We start from the raw sequence: 18,732 nt of genomic DNA on the forward strand, positions 1-18,732 counted from the left end.
GACTATTAAACTAACTTAGTTACAATATCTATTAACTGAGTTAGTTTTTCTTGATTAAGATCTAGTGACTCAAGCTTTTCAACTAAACTCTTATATTCTGAAGTTCTCTTAGTAGCTTGCCCTTCTAACTTGCCTTTTAAAATCTGCATTTCACTCTTGATAGCTTCCTCTTCAGTTAGAGCGTATTCCTCTGTTTGTTTAACAGAGTGATGACCCAACATTTCTTTTACCACATGAATAGGTACCCCATTGCCAAGAGTTACAGTACTACCAAAAGTTCTTCTTGCTTTATGAGTATTTAGCTCACTAATTTCACATAGTGAAGAAATCTCCTTTAAATAGGCATTCATCTTTTGATTAGAACGAACAGGAAGAACTACATCTTTTCCAATACAATCAGGATGATCTTTATACTTATCCATTATCTCAATAGCTTTAGGAAGTAAAGGGATAATAATATTAGCATCCGTTTTTTGTCTATTGGTTCTTATCCACAAATTACCTTCTATGTCTTTAGTAATATCACTTTTCTGAAGTTTAAATACATCAATGTACGCAAGTCCTGTGTAACACTGAAATACAAATACATCTCTTACAATAGATAGTCTTTCATTATTAATCTCTTTTTTCTCTAAAATAGAAAGCTCCTGTTTACTCAAAGGCTTTTTATTAAGCTTAGTCTTCTTAGGCTTGTATTGTGCAAAAGGATTAGAAGGAATAATTCCTTTTGCAACGGCTCTTAAAACAATCTTTTTAAAGTTCGAGATATACTTTATAGCCGTATTGTTAGAACACGCTCTAACGGTCTTTAAATAGTGTTCATATTCAAGGATAAACTCATGATCAAGTTCTCTGAACTCAATATCATCTTTGTTGTAAACCTTTTTAATAAACTCTCCTACATGAGACCTTGCTGTTACATATCTCTCATAGGTACCAGGAGCATACTCTCTAGGAACTAGTTCCAAAATTTCATCATTGTGCTTTTGAAACTCCACTAAGACTTTACTCTTATCAGATCCTTTACCTTGAACAAAGTCCATTAATACAGATACTGTAATAGGTTGCCCACTACTTACAAGTTCTAATTTGTAATGATTAATCTTAGATACGATTGTATCCAATAGAAAATTAAGGGTTCTAGCATCTTCTTTCGTGCCACTTGCCCGACCTGCCCTCTGGTTCCATCTATTGATATCCCATTTTTGGCTAATGGAAGTCTCTCTAGCGATTCCATCTACAATGATTCTAAGGTAAACCATCCTTAAATCACCTCCATCTCTTCCTTTTTTAAGGAAAAAACTAATTGATAAGCGTTTTTCTAGCATAATTCAACTGTTTAAAATTAGTAATAAATGTCGAATTAAAACACTCAAAAATCAAGATGTAAATCTCTTTAACCCCTTACTATCACTAGGATTTAGCTAATTTTTGTGGCGCAGGACAGAACATTCTCTCTGCGCCATGAATTAAGCGATTCCTTATGAGCATTTTTGAAAAAAATGCGATAGGGCTAAAAAAGAAAAAACCTATAATTCATTGAGAATCATAGGTTTTAAGCTGTTTTGATGACTTTTAAAAAGTTATCATTTATAATTTCGCGGAGAAAGAGGGATTCGAACCCCCGGACCTGTTACAGTCAACGGTTTTCAAGACCGCCGCATTCGACCACTCTGCCATTTCTCCAGTGGTCTGCATTACTTCCGTATTGCGAGTGCAAATATAGACACTTCCTTCAATTCTGCAAAAAAATATATACTAAAAAACACACTTTTTTTTTAGTAATAAAACTAACTCTCTCGGCATGAAATATTTATAAAGAATAAAAAAAGGTCTTAATAAGTAAAAAACTTATCAAGACCTTCTTATTCTAACTCTAAAAACTAATTATACTATTAGTAATTGATATATTCAGTGATTTCTAAACCATATCCTGTCATCCCTACTCTTTTGCCTTGAGCAGAATTAGACAACAACTTAATCTTAGAAATATTTAAGTCATGTAATATCTGCGCTCCGATACCGAAGTCTTTTTCATCTCCAGATAACTTAGGTGTATCAAGATCTAACTTCGCTCCAGAGTTTTTAAGTACAGCTAATCTATTTAAAAGACTTGCATTGTGATCTTCTTGATTAATAAATAAGATCGCTCCTTTATCCCCTTCGTTAATCTTAGCAAACGTATTCTCCATACGAATGCTTAATTTACCACTTAAGGCATCTAAGATATCATTATTACCGATCGTTGAATTAATACGTGTTAAAACAGCCTCATCAGCATTCCAATCTCCTTTAGTCAAAGCGATATGCACTTGTCCATTTGTATTCTGTTGATACGCTCTTAATCTAAAAGTGCCATATTTAGTTTCTAATTCGAAGTCTTCTTTCTTTTCGATTAAGCTATCGTGCTTCATACGATAAGCCACAAGAGCTTCAATAGATATAATTTTTAAGTCCCATTTCTTCGCTACATCCATTAACTGTGGTAGTCTAGCCATAGAACCATCTTCATTTAAAATCTCTACTAAGATACCTGCTGGTTTAAACCCTGCCAGTCTTGAGATATCAACTGCAGCCTCAGTATGCCCTGTTCTTCTCAGTACACCACCCTCTTTAGCAATCAATGGGAAGATATGTCCTGGACGACCAAGATCTTCTCCTGTAGTCTCTTCTTTTACCAATGATTCTATTGTCTTAGCACGGTCATATACAGAGATACCTGTCGTACATCCATGTCCTTTTAAGTCTATAGATACTGTAAATGCTGTCTGGTGAAGTACAGTATTATTAGTTACCATCGGATGCAAGTCTAATTCTTGACATCTCTCTTTAGTAAGGGGAGCACAAATAAGTCCACGTCCATGAGTGGCCATAAAATTGATCATCTCTGGAGTAACCATTTCTGCAGCAGCGATAAAATCGCCTTCGTTTTCACGATCCTCATCATCTACCACTATGATTACTTTTCCTGCTTTGATATCTTCAATAGCTTCCTCGATAGTGTTTAATTGAATGTGATTATGTGACATTATAGTTGTATTTTGTTGTTTTGTATTATTTCTTTTTTTGTTGTCTTTTTGATTTTAAAGCAACAAATAAATCTTTAAATGTATCTAACGATAGACTAAAGCTAACATCTCCATTATCCCTTGTAGCCTTATACGTTAAATATATAGCCAATGGAGTAAGAACTAAAGATCCTATCCACCCTCCAAAGAATGGGATAATTCCATCCTCCTGAGCCATCTTTCTTCCAAAAGTATTTATAAAGTGATAAGTAATAAAGATACCTACTGCAAATACAATTGGCAAACCAATCCCCCCTTTTCGAATAATAGCTCCCAATGGTGCTCCAATATAGAACATCAGGAAACACGAAAAGGCAATCACAAACTTCTCGTATAGAGCTAACCAGTGATCATTTATCTTCTTTACTTGATTTAATATAGAAAGGTCATTACTCTCTGTATTAAAGCTAATGTTATTCGTATAATCTATCGCTGACTGTAAGATTCTACTCTGATTATCATAAGAAAAATCCTTTATTAAGTCAGCATCCGCTATTTCTATTTTTGCAATAGTATCATTACTAGAAGGTTGTCGTTCCATAGACAACAGATTTCCTAATCTCAAAGTTAGGTTATCTGTATTAGATGCTTTCTCTACATTCATAGATCGTTGAAGAGAGTCTATCGTATAGTTTAGCTCCTTTATATTCAGCATACCATACGTATTGGTAATCTTATCCTCATCTTTCCCCTCATCTTGAAAACTACTCAAATCAATATTCATCGTATATTTTTCAAAAGAAGTTTTGATAAACGGCTCTTTCTTCTGTTCTTCATAGTTCTTCGCTACTACATCATCATAGTAGTTACCATCGAATAAGTGAAGCTTTAAGATATTAGACGTTTCTTCTGTTTCTAGTTCTCCATTTACTGATCTAATCACCGTCTTATTTTCATATCCAGAACTAGACTTGACATGCATCGTTACATTATCTAAATACTGACCTTTATCTCCAGTCTTATTATCTACCTTAATGTTGACCTGTCCTAAATCATTAAACTGCCCAGCGGCTATTGCCATAGCTGGTTTTGTTTGAATAATTTCTTTTCGAAGATTTAAAAAACGATATTCCGCCTTTGGAATAACATCATTCGCAAACCAAAATGATACTCCTGCTAATATAAATATGAATATAGACAATGGACGCATCGCTCTCTGAAGAGAGATTCCTGATGCCTTCATCGCTGCGAACTCATAGTTCTCTGCAAAGCTACCAAAGGTCATAATAGATGCTAATAGCACTGACAAGGGCAATACCAAGGGTACCATCTTAGGTGAATAGAACAGTAAGAACTGAACAATCACGATCAAATCAAGATCCTTTCCTGCTAATTCTGAGATGAATAACCACACCCCTTGTAGGATAAAAATAAAGTATAAAATAGCGAACACTGTTAGCAGCGTCGATATAAAGCTTTTTAAAATATAACGGTCAAGTAATTTCACTTAAATCTTTAATCTATATTGTTGATGTAATAATTAGGGTACAACGACTGTGTAAAGGTAAAATGATTTTTCGACATTGACTGATTTGTTTTAAAAGAATTAACCGTCAGTGTTGATTTAGAACCGTCTTTATTTACTTGAATCTTGTTATAGATATCTTTCGTTGCCGTATCTATCCCTAGATATACCTCTTTTATAACAGATTTTTTATCCGTAGGTATTAGTTTTATATACTGTACTTTCTTCCCATCTACATTCTGTAGAATATCCCACTGAAATGTATATCCTTGATTAAAGAAAGTCAGCATCTGAGAAGGCAATATTCCATCTGCATTTTTCTCATTAAACTTAGAGACTGTCACCTCTTCATCTTCATCCGAGATAGTATATATCTTCTTGCCATCATATATCTTCTTTATTCCCATAAATGTCAGGTTATAAAGGTCTTTCTTTAGATCCAGATGTCCTTTGCCATCGAAGTCTTTATTAGCCCCTTTTTGATTAAAAGAAAAGTCGATTGAGATATTCTCATACCCATTTATCTTCTTCGTTACTTCTAACAAATAATTCTTAGCTCGTTGACTACTCTGTGCATTTGCTGAAAAAGCAAATAGTACTATTCCTATAAGTGCAATAATCTTTCTCATTCTATTTCTTTAATTGTTGTTTTCTTCATTATCAAAAAACTGATCTAAAGCCATCAAATCTGGTATATTCACTGTACGTGCCTTACTTCCTTCGAAAGGCCCTACAATACCGGCAGCCTCTAACTGATCAATTAATCTACCTGCACGATTATAACCTAGTTTTAACTTTCTTTGTAACAATGAAGCTGACCCTTGCTGTGCTGTAACGATGATAGCTGCAGCGTCTTTAAACAGAGGATCTCTCTCACTAATATCCACATCTAAATTACTAGCTCCCTCCTCACCTACATATTCTGGTAATATATAAGCCTCTGGATAAGCCTTTTGTGCCCCTATGTACTCTGTTAGTTTTTCTACCTCTGGAGTATCTACAAAAGCACACTGTACACGTACCAAATCATTTCCTTGTGTGTACAACATATCCCCTCTACCGATTAACTGATCTGCACCCTGCTGATCTAAGATCGTACGAGAGTCTATTTTAGAAGTAACTCTAAAAGCTACACGTGCTGGGAAGTTCGCTTTAATAATACCAGTAATAACGTTTACAGATGGTCTCTGTGTAGCGATAATTAAGTGAATACCAATAGCACGAGCCAACTGAGCTAAACGTGCGATAGGCGTCTCTACCTCCTTACCTGCTGTCATAATCAAATCTGCAAACTCATCCACTACTAATACGATATAAGGCAAGAAGCGGTGTCCATTCTCAGGATTTAACTTGCGCTGTTTGAATTTCTCGTTGTATTCCTTGATGTTTCTAACCATTGCATCTTTTAGTAGCGTATAACGGTTATCCATCTCTATACACAGAGAATTCAGCGTATTAATAACTTTCGTATTATCTGTTATAATAGCATCTTCCGAATTAGGCAATTTAGCTAAATAATGTCGTTCTATTTTATTAAATAAAGTTAATTCTACTTTCTTTGGGTCAACTAATACGAACTTCACTTCGGCTGGGTGCTTTTTATACAGAAGCGATGTCAATAGAGCGTTCAGTCCTACAGACTTACCTTGTCCTGTAGCCCCTGCCATCAGAAGGTGAGGCATTTTTGCTAAATCTACTACGAAGGTCTCATTCGAAATCGTCTTACCAAGTGCCACTGGTAACTCCATTTCAGCACTTTGGAATTTAGGAGAAGCTATCACACTTCTCATGGACACAATAGAAGGACTGTTATTAGGTACTTCGATACCTATCGTTCCTCTACCTGGTATGGGTGCAATAATACGGATACCTAATGCAGATAAAGAAAGAGCAATATCATCTTCTAAGTTCTTAATCTTCGAAATACGAATACCTGCCTCTGGCACGATCTCATATAGTGTAACAGTAGGTCCTACAGTAGCCTTAATCTGAGCAATATCGATCTTATAGTTACGCAGGGTGTCTACGATTCTATTCTTATTCTCTTCTAATTCTTCTTGATTAATCGTAATTCCAGAACCACTGTATTCTTTCAATAATTCAATAGAAGGAAACTGATAATTAGACAACTCTAATGTAGGATCAAACTCTCCAAAGTCTTGAACCAATCTAGCCGCTAGATTCTCTTCTAAACTTCCTTCGTCTTTTATTTCTTCAATAACGAAGTCATTAGCACCTGCTTCCTTAGCAGTCACAGATTCTACCTTCTCTACGTTTGGCTTTGGATTTTTATGATCTAATACTAACTCAGAGCTATGTTCTATCGTCGGTTTAATATTCTTTGGTTCTACTATAGCAGACTTAGGAGACTCTGGTTGCTCATAGATACTAAAGTCTTCTTCTTTAACAGGTGTTTCCTGCTTAGCAGACGGTGCTTCTACCTCCTTATTCGCTACTGCTACAGGTTCTGCATTTACCTGATTTGCTTGTCCATTATTATCGAAGTCAGCAGGAGTCTCTATATGTTTCTTTTTAAACTTCTTAAAGAACGCTGGTAACCCTTCTAATCCTTGACGAATAGAAGTAGGTGATAATTTAAATCTAAACAGCGCAAAAGCAATCGCAAAGAATAACAATAACAATACCGTACCAGCTGTACCTAGATAATCTACAAAGTACAGATTTAACTCATATCCTACTGTCCCTCCTAAAAGAGGATTACTGCTCCAGAAAAAACCTAAGAAAACAGATAGCAATAACATTGAGAACAAGTCCCAGAAAATCACTTTCTTGATTCTTCTAGCTGGTATAGTGAAAAAGGCATAAATACCTGAATGAACTAATAACTTTGCAAAAAAGAAAGACGCTACTCCGAAGCCTTGATATACAAATAGGTGAGCTAGATATGCCCCTAGTTTACCTAACCAGTTAGCCACCTCAGCCTGTCTATCTCCTAATAATTCTAAATTACTCTGATCTTCTATCCCTGTGATTAAATAGGATATAAAACTCAACGTTAGTGCGATACCACTGATGATTAACAGTATAGTGATTAAGAATCGGCTATTGATATGTATCGTTGTATCAAATCGTTTGGCCGTACTCGTTGATTTTGTAGTTTTCTTTTTTGTTGTATTTTCTTTTTCCATTTCCTTTTTTATTGACAATATGGCTATATTGTTTTCAACCTAATTCTTTTTATAACAATAGACTGCTAGTAAATCATTCAATATACTAGCAGTCTATGTATATAAAACCCTTATTTTAAAGCAGCGATAGCTTTTTCATAATTTGGTTCATCAGCTGTTTCAGCCACTTGTTCTGTATAGATTACTGTACCTTCTTCGTTTAAGATAACAATAGATCTAGACAACAATCCTTTTAAAGGTCCGTCTGTAAACAGCACCCCATAATCTTTTCCAAATTGTCCGTCTCTAAAATCAGACAACATCTCTACATTCGCAATACCCTCAGCTCCACAGAAACGCCCTTGTGCAAAAGGTAAATCTCTTGAAACACATAATACTACTGTATTCTCTAGTTTAGAAGCATCTTGGTTAAAATGTCTTACAGAAGTAGCACATGTAGGTGTATCCACACTAGGGAAGATGTTTAAGATTACTCTTTTTCCCTTATAGTTTGCTAATGTTTTATCAGCTAAATCTCCTCCTACTAAATTGAATTCAGGAGCTTTTGTATTTAATCCTGGTAATGTTCCGATAGTTTGGATAGCATTACCTTTTAATGTTACAGTCGCCATATTGTTTTATTTTTTAGGTTACACAAAAATAAGTAAAATTCGATAGAATATAATGCTAAATACTGATAGATATATTAGCAAAACCTAAATGTAATAAATATATAATCAATGAAGCTCTCGTATGCAGTCTTCTAGAATTGGACTACAGTCTTATTTAACCCTAAAAACAAAAAAAGGACTGTACTCAGAGTACAGTCCTTAAAAATTTTATAAAGAGAGTTTTATTTATCTATCGATCCTAAAACTCTTTGCATAAAGGTATTCAACGCTTCTTTTTGGGTAGCTCCTTCTTTTACAAGTTTCTGAACCTCTAGAGCCCCATACATATTAGAAATAAGTTCACCGATCACATCTAGTTCCTCATCCTTAAGAGAAGGCACTTCTGTTAGGTTTTCTAACACTTCTAGCGTTTCTATAATATAATCTTGGTCGTTATCTGCAATGAATTGAGATAACTGTCTTATCACTGGTAATTTCATTCTATATCAGATTTATGAAATTATACAATTTCGTTTACTAATTCGTGTAACACCTCAGTTTTATTTGTCTGAGTTTGGTTAACTAACTTACCGTTTACGAATGTAGCAAAAGTTGGTAAATTGCTTACATCAGCCAATTTTCTTGACTCAGGGAAGTTCTCAGCATCTGCAATTACAAATGTCATGTTTTCTTTCTCTGTAGCCAATTTTTTGAATTTAGGCTTCATAATTCTACAATTACCACACCAAGATGCAGCATATTGAACAACCACTTTTTCATTTGAATTTACAATTTCTTGTAAATTATCTTTATCTAGTTCTAAAAGCATTTTTTTTAAATTTTGGGTTAGTAACCTGGTTTATTTCTTAGTGTTTGCTTAAGTATTCAGCTACACCTTTTCTGTCAGCATTCATTGCATCTTTTCCTTCTTCCCAGTTAGCTGGACATACTTCACCATGAGTTTGTACGTGAGCGTAAGCATCGATTAATCTGATGTACTCATTTACGTTTCTTCCTAATGGCATATCGTTTACTGATTCGTGGAAAATTTTTCCAGTCTCATCGATTAAGTAAGTAGCTCTATATGTAACGTTAGATCCTTCGATTTGAACTGAATCTAATTCTTCATTATATACTTCGTTTTCTACATCTAAGATTCCTAATACTGATGATAAGTTTCTTTGAGTATCTGCGATAATTGGGTAAGTAACTCCTTCGATTCCACCATTGTCTTTTGCTGTGTTTAACCAAGCGAAGTGTACTTCGTTAGTATCACATGAAGCCCCAATCACCATAGTGTTTCTTTTTTCAAACTCTGGTAAAGCTGCTTGGAAAGCGTGTAATTCTGTAGGACATACGAATGTAAAGTCTTTTGGGTACCAGAATAATAATACTTTTTTATTGTTCTTTGTTGCTTCTTCGAAAATGTTGATTCTTAAATCATCTCCCATTTCAGACATTGCGTCTACTGTGATGTTTGGAAATTTTTTACCTACTAAAGACATAATAATTTATTTTAAAGTTAATAATCCTTCTTGATTTCTTTTACAAATGTAAGGCTAGTAAATACGATAATCTATTAATCTTGATTATTGTTTTTTATTCTAACATAAATAAAATCTATACTTACATTGCATTGTCTATTGATTAGTTTAGACATGTCTAAAGATAGTCATTTTATATAGAACTAGGAAATCTTAGCATGTTATAATAATATTAATAAACCTAAATATTATTATAATCTATAGTATATCAGCTCCTTTATAGATCTGTATATTTATTCTGCATCACTTTCTTCCCTAGCTTCTCTATAACAAAATAATTTCCACCTCATCATCCAAGTCTTTAATTTTCTCATCTTTTATTCATTTTTACAGAAGTGATCGCATACTTATCGGATACTTATCGCATAGTGGTCGCATAAAAAAGGGCTAAAAGTATGCGACCACTATGCGATAACCTTCCCATCACAAGTCGACCACTCCAAAAATGAATCAAAAAATAAGCAATGAAAAAAGGCGATAAGCTTAGTACTACCTAAGTTTATCGCCCCTTTTCTCTATAATATATAAGGTATGTCTTATGCCTTATTCACTATCTTTCTAATTTTATAATTAAATGCTGCATATAACAAGGTCACAAATGGACTCAAATAATTAAAAAATGCATACGGTAGATAGGTCATCGTAGGTATCCCCAATACTCCTGAATGATATGCTCCACAAGTATTCCAAGGGATCAATACTGATGTCACAGTCCCTGAGTCTTCTAATGTACGGCTCAGATTCTCTGGTGCTAATCCTTTTGCCTTATAAGCGTCAGAAAACATCTTACCTGGTACCACGATAGATAGATACTGATCTGATGTCATCACATTAATCGCTAAACAACTAGCTACTGTACTTGCAAATAACCCGAATACATTATTAGCAATATTCAACAGTGCCATCGAGATCTTCTGTAATGCTCCAATAGCTTCCATCGCTCCACCAAAAAACATAGCACATAAAATCAACCAAACCGTATTCAACATACTTGCCATCCCTCCTGCTTCAAACAAGCCGTTCAGGCTCTCTAATGGCGACAAGATTCTGATATCTGTAGTCAGTGCTAGCATAACACCTTTATACGCATTATAAAAATTAAATGTATCTCCACCTGATACTGCGACTACGATGTCTGGCTGGAAAATCAGTGCAAATACTCCTCCTAATAGTGTTCCTATCAATAATGCTGCTATAGGCTGTACTTTCTTAACGATCAAAAAAACTACAAATACTGGTACTATAAATAAAATAGGTGTGATATTAAATGTATCTGCTATAGCCTGTAAAGTCACTGATGTATCTACATCTCCTCCATGACCATATAATACCCCTAACACAGAGAACAGCACTAACGTAACGATATAAGTAGGTACTGTAGTGTACAGCATATATCTGATATGGGTAAATAAGTCTGTACCTGCCATCACTGGAGCAAGGTTAGTCGTATCAGATAATGGGGATAACTTATCTCCAAAATAAGCTCCTGATATCACAGCTCCTCCTATCATCCCTATAGGCATCCCTATCGCATTACCTATCCCTACTAACGCTATCCCTACTGTAGCAGATGTAGTCCATGAACTACCTGTAGCTATAGATATAATAGAAGTAATGATCAGACAGGCTGGTAGATAAATAGCGGGATGTAAAATCTGTAACCCGTAATAAATCATACTAGGTATAATCCCGCTTAAAAGCCAAGTACCCGATAAGGCTCCTACTAATAATAAAATAAAGATAGCACTAGAGGTATCTCTAACATTATTAATAATCTGCGTGATCACCTTATCGTAACTTACATGATTAAAGATACCCACAACAGTAGCAATAGAACCACCTATTAATAAGATAAACTGATTCGTACCAGACAAGGCGTCATCCCGGAATACAAACACATTAATAGCTAATAATCCTACTAAAATAACAACAGGAATTAGCGATTGAAATAACGTGATTGGCTTCTCTACTTTGTCGTGTTTACTACTCATTTACTTAAATCTTAAATTTATTTTGATGCGAAAGTAACGATTTTACAGTTATATCTTATGCAAAATAAGACATAATACAATATAACTATTAAAAAATCATATTTTACTTTACTGATTCATAGTTTATTATAAAAAAGAATACCAATAAATCCAATTAAAGGTTCAAAAAAATTGTTAAAAACAAAACTTTTTTCTATATTTACTACATACATATAAAGCAATTTATATGCAATCTTTATGTACTATCTCTAAAGAAGAGATACATTTAGATATAAAATATTGTTGTTTTGATGTTTTTAGAGGACATCATATTAAGCTACTTATCTACAATAAGTAGCTTTTTTTATACCTCTAAAGTATAGGTACCTCACCCCTTAATTACAACAATATTATTTTACACAAACCTTATAGTCAGTCCATTATTCTATTTTTTAACGATTGCTTTTATTAATTTCACAAGGATTATTTGTCTAAGACTGAATCCCAAACTAACTTTGCTCTTATATCAAAACTCAACAATATGATAGTAAGACACAAAAAGCATATCATACAAATGCTTTTTATATGGAAGGGGTCTGTCCTTAAAAAAATATTTCCAACGCTACTGGCTATCTTTATATTCTCTTGGATTGTCTATTTTGCTCATTACCTATTCCCTGATGTAATAATCCCACTTAATGTAGGAGCGTTTGCCTTAGTAGGTATTTCGCTAGCGATATTCTTAGGATTTTGTAATAATGCGGCTTATGATCGCTTCTGGGAAGGAAGGAAACAATGGGGAAGCCTAGTGATACACTCTAGATCGCTTGCTTTTCAGATTCAAAACTATATAGACGAAAGCCCTTCGTTCTCTAAAAAGGAAAAACAAGAGGGGATCAAACTTATTATTGCTTTCTGCTATCTCTTAAATAAACAACTGAGAGAAAAGACAGACTATGAAGAGATACGTCAGTACCTGAAAGAAGAGGTATATCAAGAAATGCTGACTAAGAAATTTAAACCTGCGTATATTCTTAATGAATTAACGAAATGGATAGCTACACAGCAGCGTGCAGGTAGACTAGATACTATCACACAAGCTAGGATAGACAAGAATATCGATGAACTATCCATAGTATTAGGTGCATGTGAACGTATCGTACATACTAAAATTCCGTTTGTATACTTTGTTATTCTACACAGGACAGTCTATGTGTACTGCTTTATACTTCCGTTTGGATTAATTGATCTTATTGTCTGGACTATGCCCTTCTTTGTGACCTTCGTAGCGTATACCTTTATCGCACTAGACGCTGTAGTAGCAGAGATAGCAGAGCCATTCGGAGAAGAAGAAAACGACCTTGCTCTAGATCAGATGTGTGCTAATATAGCTTATTCTCTAAGTGAAATATCGGAAATGCCTCTACCAGAGCTGATGACACCTGATAAGAACTATATCGTTACATAATGTATCGAAAGTACATCACTAACGCTCATAAAAAAAGCACTTCGAATGAAGTGCTTTTTAGTTATAATTAAGCGTTAATTAAATTTAAAGATTCTTGAAGTTCTGGTTTTTCTAGAACATAACCATTCACCCATTTCGTTAAGCGATCTACATCATAAGGCAATAATTGATTAATAGCTTTATGAAGTTCTTTGTAAAATAACTTTGGATCAAAACTTACATTCTCAAGTATAGTTTTTGCGAAATCAAACATTAAACGTGTTTTCATATCTGTAATTTTTTATCTTACTACATAGTAAACATAGTCATTTTGAAAAGTATTTCCCGTTTTTCCCTCAGACTTTAATACAATTTTAGCAATTAATATCTGATTCTCATAATTTGAATAAATTGACTGAATTTTATTAAATAAATATTTCAATAATTTCATTTTCTGCAATGAGTTGATCTTATAAAAAAAGCATCTCCTATGGAAGTGCTTTTATCTTATGCGTTCAGTAATTCTAAGGATTGATGTAGTTCTGGTTTTTCCTGAACATAACCGCTAACCCACTGTTTTAACTGATCTAAATCGTATGGTAATAAATTCTGAATTGCTTTTTGCAATTCCTTATAAAATAACTTTGGATCAAAACTTACATTCTCTAATATCGTTTTGGCAAAATCAAACATTGTTCTTCTTTTCATATTTGTAATACTATTGTAACACATGAGCTAAATTAGCACTTACCGTATTAAAACACAAAAATAAATAACATTTTATTATTATTTTAAGCATTTATACATTAAATAAACTTTTATATCTTAATATATAAAATAGTATCAACAAACATCTGTAAGTATTATATAAAAACATCATGTTACCCTATAAATTCACAAAATGTGTATTTCCAAACAAATTGGGGGTATAAAAAAATGAACTCTATTCATAACTAATGATGAATAAAGTTCATTTAGATATTAAGATAAATTCTTTTCGACCGATTTATCCTGCTTTATATTATCCTGATAGAGTCACACCTATCTTATCTTTATGACACTAATACTGTTTTAAGAAGTACTTCAATAAATCCGTAGTAGTCACTATTCCTTTTAAATGTCCTAGCTGATCAACTATCGGTATAGAGTGATAGCTCTGCTTTGACAGTATTTCTGTTACCTCTTTTACTGTTGCTGTAGGTAAGGCACTTACCACTACTTTAGCCATTAGTTGTTCTATAGAATATAAGTCATAGACTACAGAAGGCATGTCTTCTGACTCATCCTCGACCACATCGACATAACTGATTTTAATCAAATCAGAATAACTTAGCACTCCTATTAATTTATCCCCCTTAACGATAGGGATGTGTCTTATTTTATGTTTTTTAAACAATCTCTCTGCATCATATAAACTATCGGATAAAGTAAGAGTGATGAGCTCTTTAGTCATAATCTCTTCAACTGGAACCTTTTGTTTCATAACAATCAGATTTTAGTTAGACAATACACATATAAAAAGGTCACCTTTTTATTACTTTAAATTTACGATACTTATAGGAATATAACAAATTAACTGCCAATGGATTAATTCTATTTTTCAAGTAATTAGACAATATCTTCATTATTTAAAAAGGAATATCTTCATTTTCATTCTTTATAGCTTATATCCTGCCTTCTTTACCATAAAAAAGCACTTCTGTATCTCTACAAAAGTGCTTTTTATACAAACCTATATTTCCTTTCCATTTATATCAATAACTACTGCTACTCCATTCTTTATCGCAGTAGTTTTACCATCTTTAAACTCTCCTATATGACTGTATGTAGTCGGTTCTAATACGATTACCCCTTTATCATTCATAAATCCTACATAGTTATTCAGCCTAATTCGCGCTGTATTATCTTTAGTGAAGCGCTCTACCTTATCATATTTCGCTACTGATACTACCTTTTGTAACTTATCCGCTATGCCCCACTTACCTTTCTCTAAATATGTAGCGTAGCCTTTAAATAAGTTATCTACATCTGTATACTGACCTGGTTTAAATAACTCTATCCCATTCTCATAATTAACAATAGTCAATAGTCCATTCGCTCTCACCTTTGCTAACTTGTCTTTTGTCAAAGCATAATCTGGTATTTCATATTTGGCATGCACAGTCGTAAGCCCTACATGATTCACAAATCCGTATAAACCTCCTTTTACTAAATAGGCATATCCTTCATTATTAAACTCACTGATACGATCGTACATCGGGTTTATAACAATGATGCCCTGTTTATTAATCAGTCCCCATACCCCATTCTGTTTCATCCTAGCTACTAGAGCATTGGTGAAGTCTAGCTCGTTCTCATAAACAGGAGAAGTGATATGTACAAGATTAACAGATGCAAAACCATGTAAATCATTCATCCCTTTTAACAAAATGACTTTGTTTGCATAGTCAAACTTTATCTCTTTATAGTTATCCTCTAAGATCTTTCCGTTCTGATTAAAAACATTATACATTGTCACTGAAGAAGTGTGGATAGTAAGCTTTCTATTACTCTCTTTGTCTGGCGTAGATACCTCATCATATTCTACAGCTAGAACTTCTTTCCACTGTCTATTAATTAACCCGCTCTTATTGCCAAAAGACACTACTGCATGATTATCCTCTGCGAACTCTTCTATATCTGTATATTTAGTCGGTTCTACCAACATATTCATTCTAGAGTCAAATATGCCTAAATAAGGAGCCTTAAGTACTTTAAACACTCCAGCTTCATTAAATGGATATATCTCTGTATAATAAGTATCTAATCGCTCTTCGAAGTTTTTATCTATAAGATTCTTAGATATCTCATTCTTCGGTACTAATGCATATCCAAAAGAGTTATAATTATCTATTCGCTCATAGGTTGGTTCTAAACGTTTATACGTTTTTAGATGGAATAACCCTACAGCTCTTTCTATACCTGGTATATCATTGTAGATTCTCACAGTACCTTGGTCTTCTGTCACATTGATATCCTTATAGTCCACAGGTAATACAACTTCCCAATTCTTATTCGCTAACCCTAGTTTACTGTCTAGTGTTAAGATTGTCATATCATAAGGTAGTAAAGTTCCGATATTATCATACATCACAGGTAGCACTACTTTCCATTGTTTATTAATCACTCCCCATTTACCATTCTGATTGACACGCGCAAAGCCCTCAGCGTTAAACACGGTTATATTATCATATTCTGGAGCTAATAATACCTTAAACTCTCTGTTAATCACTCCCCACTTCTCTCCTACTTTAATACGTGCAAAACCTTGTTCGTCGAATTCTGTGATCTCATCATATATAGGCTCTAAGATTACCTTGTGATTCTTATCAATGAATCCCCACTTCTCCCCTACATGTAATCTGGCATAACCTGATTTATCAAACTCAAATATCTTAAAGTCTGCCTCAAAACGAGGTGCTATAATTTCTTTCCAATCTTTATTTAACAGCCCCCATTTCTCTTTTAAAACTACTTTATAAGTAACTTCTACCTCATCATTAGACTCTTTAATCTCATCGTACTTAGGCTCTAGAATCTTTCCTTCCGTGTTAATCATCCCCATCTTTAACGAGTCGATTAACATCGCTATACCTCTAGTATCAAATTTGGTAATACTGTCATACTTAGCATTCGCTAATACTTTCCAATTCTTATTAATCAATCCTCTCTTTGTATTCTGCTCTACGATGATGTGATCTGCATTCACTCCTTCTGTTCCAAAATCGCGAATCTTAGTATAAGAAGGTTTGATTGCTAATTTCCAATCCTTGTCTATAATACCATACTTCTGCTCTATCATCACCTTTACATACTGCTTATCATAGTAGCCTGTAATCTCATCATACAAAGGTTCTATCTTCTCTTCTCCCTTAGTATTAATCACTCCACTTTTTTCTAATCTCACTACAGTCGCATATCCCTGTATACTAAAATCTTTAATATCGTTATAAGTAGGAGCTATTACAGGTTTGCCCAGCATATCTATTATTCCCCAAAGCTTACTCTTTTTTACTCTAGCTATTTTATGTTGGTCAAAATCTTTTACAGCTTCATACTGAGGTACCACTACCACAACATTAGCCTGTGGGTCTCTGAACCCCCATAAACCACGCTCTTCAAAAGGGATTAGTATTTTAGGTTGATAATCTGGTTTCTCTTCTTTAGGTTTATCATTCTTGTTATTGTCATCATTGCTACAAGAAAATGACAAGAAGCCAATTAATATAAGTAAGGTTATTTTTTTCATAAACGTTTAACGATTATTTGAATAGTTAACAAGGAGAATCAAACAAATTCATCAATCCAAATATATAAAAAATTAACATTATTTAATTATTACACTTAAAAAACAACAATATAACCACACAAAACACTAAATAACAAAACATATAAAAACAAAAAAAGATGATATACTTTATATTTATACCATCTTTTATGTTTGATTATTATATTTATTTTAAGAAATACACACAACTACCTTTCCTACAGTATTCCCACTTTCTATATATAAATGTGCTTTATCCATGTCTTCAAAGTCAAAAACACGACTAATATGAGCTTTTACAATACCTTTTTCTAAGAGATCAGCTATGATTTTCATATCTCTTCCACTCGAATACACACTCATAAAACAACTTCCGTGTAACTGTTTTTCATTAAACAATGCTTCATCTTTCTTTGTATATCCTGATGGCAAAGCTACAAGAGTACCGAACTGCTTAAGTACCTTTACTGATTTCTGAAAATTGTCTCCACCTACTGCCTCTAAGACAAAATCTATATCTGACACTACTTCCTCAAACTTCACACTTCTATAATCAATATACTCATCAGCTCCTAAGTTTAAAACAAAGTCTTTATTCTTCAATGAAGATGTTCCTATCACATAAGCCCCTAAATGCTTAGCAATCTGCACTGCATAATGCCCTACTCCTCCAGATGCGGCATGTATTAGTACCTTATCATTAGGTCTTAGTTTACCATAACTATCAAAAGCCTGCCATGCAGTCAAAGCTGCTAAGGTAGACGCAGCTGCTTCTTCATAAGTAATATTACTAGGTTTTAAAGCGATCTGATTAACGGGCACAGCAATATATTCTGCATAAGCCCTGCCGTGCCCTGGAAAGTTTACCATACCAAAAACAGCATCGTCTACTTTAAACTCTTGTACGTGATCTCCTATTGCTTCTATTACACCTGAAAAGTCCCATCCTAAAATAATAGGAGTAAACTGCTCTACTACTTTAGACATCCCTACTGTACCAGCTCTAGTCAAAGCATCCACTGGATTAATACTAAGTGCTTTCACTTTTACTAATACTTCATCTTTATTTATAAAAGGCATCTCTACCTCTCTGATTTGAAGATTCTCTACTCCTCCAAATTCATTTAACACAATTGCTTTCATATAATTATTACTTTTACACAAAAATAAACTGATTAAACACCATCATACAG

16 protein-coding genes and 1 tRNA gene are annotated in these 18,732 nt (G+C 33.8%); 1 reads left to right on the forward strand and 16 read right to left on the reverse strand.

What is annotated here, in order from left to right:
• Positions 1–5 precede the first annotated feature (5 nt).
• The 11 genes from MODO_RS11745 to nhaC all read right to left on the reverse strand — a co-directional run bounded on the left by MODO_RS11745 (position 6) and on the right by nhaC (position 11,807).
• Positions 6–1,328, reverse strand: coding sequence for a site-specific integrase (locus MODO_RS11745; RefSeq protein ID WP_059051036.1), 1,323 nt, complete (start codon positions 1,326–1,328; stop codon positions 6–8).
• A gap of 273 nt (positions 1,329–1,601) precedes the next feature.
• Positions 1,602–1,686, reverse strand: a tRNA-Ser gene (locus tag MODO_RS11750).
• Between the two features lie 209 nt (positions 1,687–1,895).
• Positions 1,896–3,029, reverse strand: coding sequence for a 3,4-dihydroxy-2-butanone-4-phosphate synthase (gene ribB / locus MODO_RS11755; RefSeq protein ID WP_006258621.1), 1,134 nt, complete (start codon positions 3,027–3,029; stop codon positions 1,896–1,898).
• A 25-nt stretch (positions 3,030–3,054) separates the two neighbouring features.
• Complete coding sequence (locus tag MODO_RS11760; RefSeq protein WP_006258622.1) at positions 3,055–4,515, reverse strand: LptF/LptG family permease; 1,461 nt, start codon at positions 4,513–4,515, stop codon at positions 3,055–3,057.
• A gap of 8 nt (positions 4,516–4,523) precedes the next feature.
• A complete protein-coding gene (gene lolA1 / locus MODO_RS11765) occupies positions 4,524–5,162 on the reverse strand; it encodes an outer membrane lipoprotein periplasmic chaperone LolA1 (protein WP_006258623.1) in 639 nt (212 codons plus the stop codon).
• A gap of 9 nt (positions 5,163–5,171) precedes the next feature.
• On the reverse strand, positions 5,172–7,682 hold the full coding sequence (locus MODO_RS11770; RefSeq protein ID WP_006258624.1) for a DNA translocase FtsK: 2,511 nt from the start codon (positions 7,680–7,682) through the stop codon (positions 5,172–5,174).
• Between the two features lie 110 nt (positions 7,683–7,792).
• Positions 7,793–8,293, reverse strand: a complete 501-nt coding sequence (gene tpx / locus MODO_RS11775; protein ID WP_006258625.1) for a thiol peroxidase — start codon at positions 8,291–8,293, stop codon at positions 7,793–7,795.
• 221 nt (positions 8,294–8,514) lie between these two features.
• Entirely contained in the window at positions 8,515–8,772 is a 258-nt protein-coding gene (locus tag MODO_RS11780) for a DUF6952 family protein (RefSeq protein ID WP_006258626.1), read from the reverse strand.
• A 20-nt stretch (positions 8,773–8,792) separates the two neighbouring features.
• Positions 8,793–9,101, reverse strand: a complete 309-nt coding sequence (locus MODO_RS11785) for a thioredoxin family protein (RefSeq protein WP_006258627.1) — start codon at positions 9,099–9,101, stop codon at positions 8,793–8,795.
• 37 nt (positions 9,102–9,138) lie between these two features.
• Complete coding sequence (locus MODO_RS11790; protein WP_006258628.1) at positions 9,139–9,777, reverse strand: peroxiredoxin; 639 nt, start codon at positions 9,775–9,777, stop codon at positions 9,139–9,141.
• Positions 9,778–10,352: 575 nt separating this feature from the next.
• Complete coding sequence (gene nhaC / locus MODO_RS11795) at positions 10,353–11,807, reverse strand: Na+/H+ antiporter NhaC (protein WP_006258629.1); 1,455 nt, start codon at positions 11,805–11,807, stop codon at positions 10,353–10,355.
• Between the two features lie 520 nt (positions 11,808–12,327).
• On the opposite strand from nhaC, the gene MODO_RS11800 reads away from it, so the two are divergent.
• The gene (locus MODO_RS11800) at positions 12,328–13,254 is read left to right on the forward strand and encodes a bestrophin family protein (RefSeq protein WP_006258631.1); all 927 of its coding nucleotides are present in this window, start codon (positions 12,328–12,330) and stop codon (positions 13,252–13,254) included.
• A 67-nt stretch (positions 13,255–13,321) separates the two neighbouring features.
• Here MODO_RS11800 and MODO_RS11805 read toward each other — a convergent pair whose 3' ends face one another.
• The 5 genes from MODO_RS11805 to MODO_RS11825 all read right to left on the reverse strand — a co-directional run bounded on the left by MODO_RS11805 (position 13,322) and on the right by MODO_RS11825 (position 18,682).
• The gene (locus MODO_RS11805) at positions 13,322–13,522 is read right to left on the reverse strand and encodes a hypothetical protein (RefSeq protein ID WP_006258632.1); all 201 of its coding nucleotides are present in this window, start codon (positions 13,520–13,522) and stop codon (positions 13,322–13,324) included.
• A 218-nt stretch (positions 13,523–13,740) separates the two neighbouring features.
• A complete protein-coding gene (locus MODO_RS11810) occupies positions 13,741–13,941 on the reverse strand; it encodes a hypothetical protein (protein ID WP_029988608.1) in 201 nt (66 codons plus the stop codon).
• Positions 13,942–14,293: 352 nt separating this feature from the next.
• Positions 14,294–14,716: a CBS domain-containing protein gene (locus tag MODO_RS11815; protein WP_006258635.1), complete on the reverse strand. Its 423-nt coding sequence runs from the start codon at positions 14,714–14,716 to the stop codon at positions 14,294–14,296.
• 249 nt (positions 14,717–14,965) lie between these two features.
• Positions 14,966–17,521 (reverse strand): WG repeat-containing protein, encoded by a 2,556-nt coding sequence (locus tag MODO_RS11820; RefSeq protein WP_059051038.1) that lies wholly within the window; start codon positions 17,519–17,521, stop codon positions 14,966–14,968.
• A 210-nt stretch (positions 17,522–17,731) separates the two neighbouring features.
• The gene (locus MODO_RS11825; RefSeq protein WP_006258637.1) at positions 17,732–18,682 is read right to left on the reverse strand and encodes an NADP-dependent oxidoreductase; all 951 of its coding nucleotides are present in this window, start codon (positions 18,680–18,682) and stop codon (positions 17,732–17,734) included.
• Between the last annotated feature and the right edge of the window lie 50 nt (positions 18,683–18,732).

This window comes from Myroides odoratimimus (assembly GCF_001485415.1).
GTDB classification, from domain to species: domain Bacteria; phylum Bacteroidota; class Bacteroidia; order Flavobacteriales; family Flavobacteriaceae; genus Flavobacterium; species Flavobacterium odoratimimum.